The 2,274-nt window shown below is 72.7% G+C and carries 5 protein-coding genes; all 5 read right to left on the minus strand.

All coding sequences use genetic code 11. The features are described 5' to 3' along the window. Positions 1-191, minus strand: a 191-nt coding sequence (locus tag ACLJT4_RS42270; protein ID WP_411130480.1) for a hypothetical protein, incomplete at its 3' end; no start/stop codon positions are given. 9 nt (positions 192-200) lie between these two features. Beyond that, complete coding sequence (locus tag ACLJT4_RS42275; RefSeq protein ID WP_411130482.1) at positions 201-515, minus strand: hypothetical protein; 315 nt, start codon at positions 513-515, stop codon at positions 201-203. A 10-nt stretch (positions 516-525) separates the two neighbouring features. Then, positions 526-897 (minus strand): RRQRL motif-containing zinc-binding protein, encoded by a 372-nt coding sequence (locus tag ACLJT4_RS42280; RefSeq protein WP_411130483.1) that lies wholly within the window; start codon positions 895-897, stop codon positions 526-528. After that, positions 897-1,856, minus strand: a complete 960-nt coding sequence (locus tag ACLJT4_RS42285) for a DUF2637 domain-containing protein (protein WP_411130485.1) — start codon at positions 1,854-1,856, stop codon at positions 897-899. The genes ACLJT4_RS42280 and ACLJT4_RS42285 overlap by 1 nt, the downstream gene beginning before the upstream one ends. Then, on the minus strand, positions 1,853-2,227 hold the full coding sequence (locus ACLJT4_RS42290; protein ID WP_411130487.1) for a hypothetical protein: 375 nt from the start codon (positions 2,225-2,227) through the stop codon (positions 1,853-1,855). The genes ACLJT4_RS42285 and ACLJT4_RS42290 overlap by 4 nt, the downstream gene beginning before the upstream one ends. Positions 2,228-2,274 lie beyond the last annotated feature (47 nt).

Consider the following 2,274-nt stretch of genomic DNA (forward strand, 5'->3'; position numbering starts at 1 on the left):
AACTCCATGGCGTAGAGGAAGCCGGCCGCCCGGGTCGCCGTGGAGCGGGGCATCTCGACGACGCCCATGACCGTGCCCAGCTGCCCGGTGTGGGTCTGGCCGGTCATGACGTAGTGGAAGGCCACCACTCGCCTGCCCGGAACAGGGACGTCCGAGAAGTCGTCAGCGGTAGCGGTGCGCTTGGAGGACATGCGGGCCCCTCAGTGGCGGTAGAGGTGGGCGGGGTGCTCGGCGGCGGTCTCCTGCCAGCGGCGGTTCTCCGCGGCGTCGACGTGCCGGATGCGGACGGTGAAGTCGCAGGCCGGGTCCGGGCACCGGTACGTCGTCGAGGCGAACGCCTTGATGAGGAGTTCGACGACCCACACGGTCGTGGCGAGACAGGCCAGCGCACAGGCGACGATCAGCGACAGCGGCACGCCGTAGGCGGCCAACTTGGTGCCGATGGAGACGGCGTTGGCCACCCCCAGCACGGCGCTGACGGTGACGACGAGCCGAGAGACGGTCGTACGGGACATGGGTCTCCGTTCAGGCGGCGAGCGCGGGGGACTCCGCGCAGGTCAGACAGGTACCGAGCGAGGTGGGGAGGGTGTAGCCCGCGTCCCGCCGGCAGCAGGGGCACCACCGGCGGGCGGCCAGGGCCTTGGCGACGGCGGCCCATCGGGCCGGGGTCATCGGCCGGACCGGCTGGGCGAGGTCGAGGCGGTAGAGGCAGGCGGCCCGCACCCCGCAGCGGCGGGACTGCCACAGGATCTGTGCGACGACGGGCTGGCCGCCCGGCCGCAGTCCGCGGGCGCGGAGCTGCCGGCGAGTGGCCAGCCCGTCAGGGGCGAGGCGGTAGGGGTAAGTGGGGATGCCGTAGCGGGCCCCGTCGGGGTCCCAGAACCGCGGGCCGGGCATCAGCCGGCGATGGCGGTAGGGAAGCCGGCGAGGTACGGCTCGCGGGTGCGGACCCGGCTGCGGGCGGTACGTGCGGTGGACTCGGAGGAGCCGAGGCCGACGGTGGCCATGGCGCCGGTCATCCGGGCGCTGCTCGGCTGGGTGAAGTCCGTGCCGTACAGGGCGCGGATCAGTTGGTCGACGCGGTTGGGGTAGATCACCGGCATGCACAGGTCGACGGCCGTCGACGCCGTCTCGACGCCGTCAGCGGGTCCGTCGAGGGGCTCCGGGGTGGCGCCGACGCCCATCGACGGGGCATCGACGGACTCTGCCGGCAGCGCCGGTTCGGGCACCGACCTGTCGAAGGATGGAGCCGGGTCGACGACCGGCCCGGTGACCGCGGTGGTGGTGCGGTCGACGGGCGTCGAGGGGGCATCGACGGGTTCGGTGGTGGTGTTGACGGGGGTGGTGATGCGGGCGGCGAGGTAGGAGTGGACTTGCCGCATCAGTGCGCCGAACGCGAGGAGCGCGGCGACGGGTGGGACGGCGGCGACGACGTAGTCGAGGCCCTGGGCGTGCTCGCCGACGCCGGCCACGTTCAGGGCGATGGAGCCGCCGGACCCGGCGGCTGCCAGGACGATGGCCCACGCGTCGACCCGCTGGGCCAGGGAGGCGCGCAGGATGAGCAGTTCGCCGATGACGATGAACAGGTCGACTGTCGCGGGCCAGGCCCAGGACCTCGCGGTCGCGTCGGCCATGCCGTGACGGGCGGCGACGTCGTGCAGGTGCTCGTAGGAGAGCCAGAACGCCGCCGCTGTGAGGACCACCGTCAGGGCGCCCGCGAGGATGGCGATGATGTAGCCGATGTCGACGGGCGCCGAACGCGCTTTGCCGCACGCAGTGTCAGCGTCGACGCCCGTCGACCGACCCTCGACGCGGGGCGAGAAACCGACGTCGGCGGCGGCGGTTTCGTCGCTCATGCCTCGGTCTCCTCGGGCTCGTAGACCATGCCCAGGTGCCACAAGTGGCCGCTGGCCTCCTGGAGATAGCCGCGCAGCTCGTCCAGGGCGACGCGTGCATCTCCGAACGCTGCCTGGGCGCCGTAGGCGTGAATCCCGGGCGCGGTCCCGTCGTCCGGGGCGAGCCTTCCGGCGGCCAGGTCGCGCAGGACCCGGCCGTCGATGTGGTCGATCGCCTGCTGCAACCGTGCGCACATCTCCACCAGGGCGACCGTGGCGCGGCTTGCTTCGGGCGTGCTGTCGTACCCGCCAGCCATGGCGCCGTGGTTGTGTTGGCGCACTGCCTCGGAGGCGGCCTGCAGCTGCTCGGCGGGGCTCAGGGACTCGCTCATGCTGCCTCTCCCGTCCCTGCGGGCTGTACGTCCAGGGCGGCCAGCAA

This window comes from Streptomyces sp. x-19 (assembly GCF_046549115.1).
Lineage (GTDB): Bacteria > Actinomycetota > Actinomycetes > Streptomycetales > Streptomycetaceae > Streptomyces > Streptomyces albulus_C.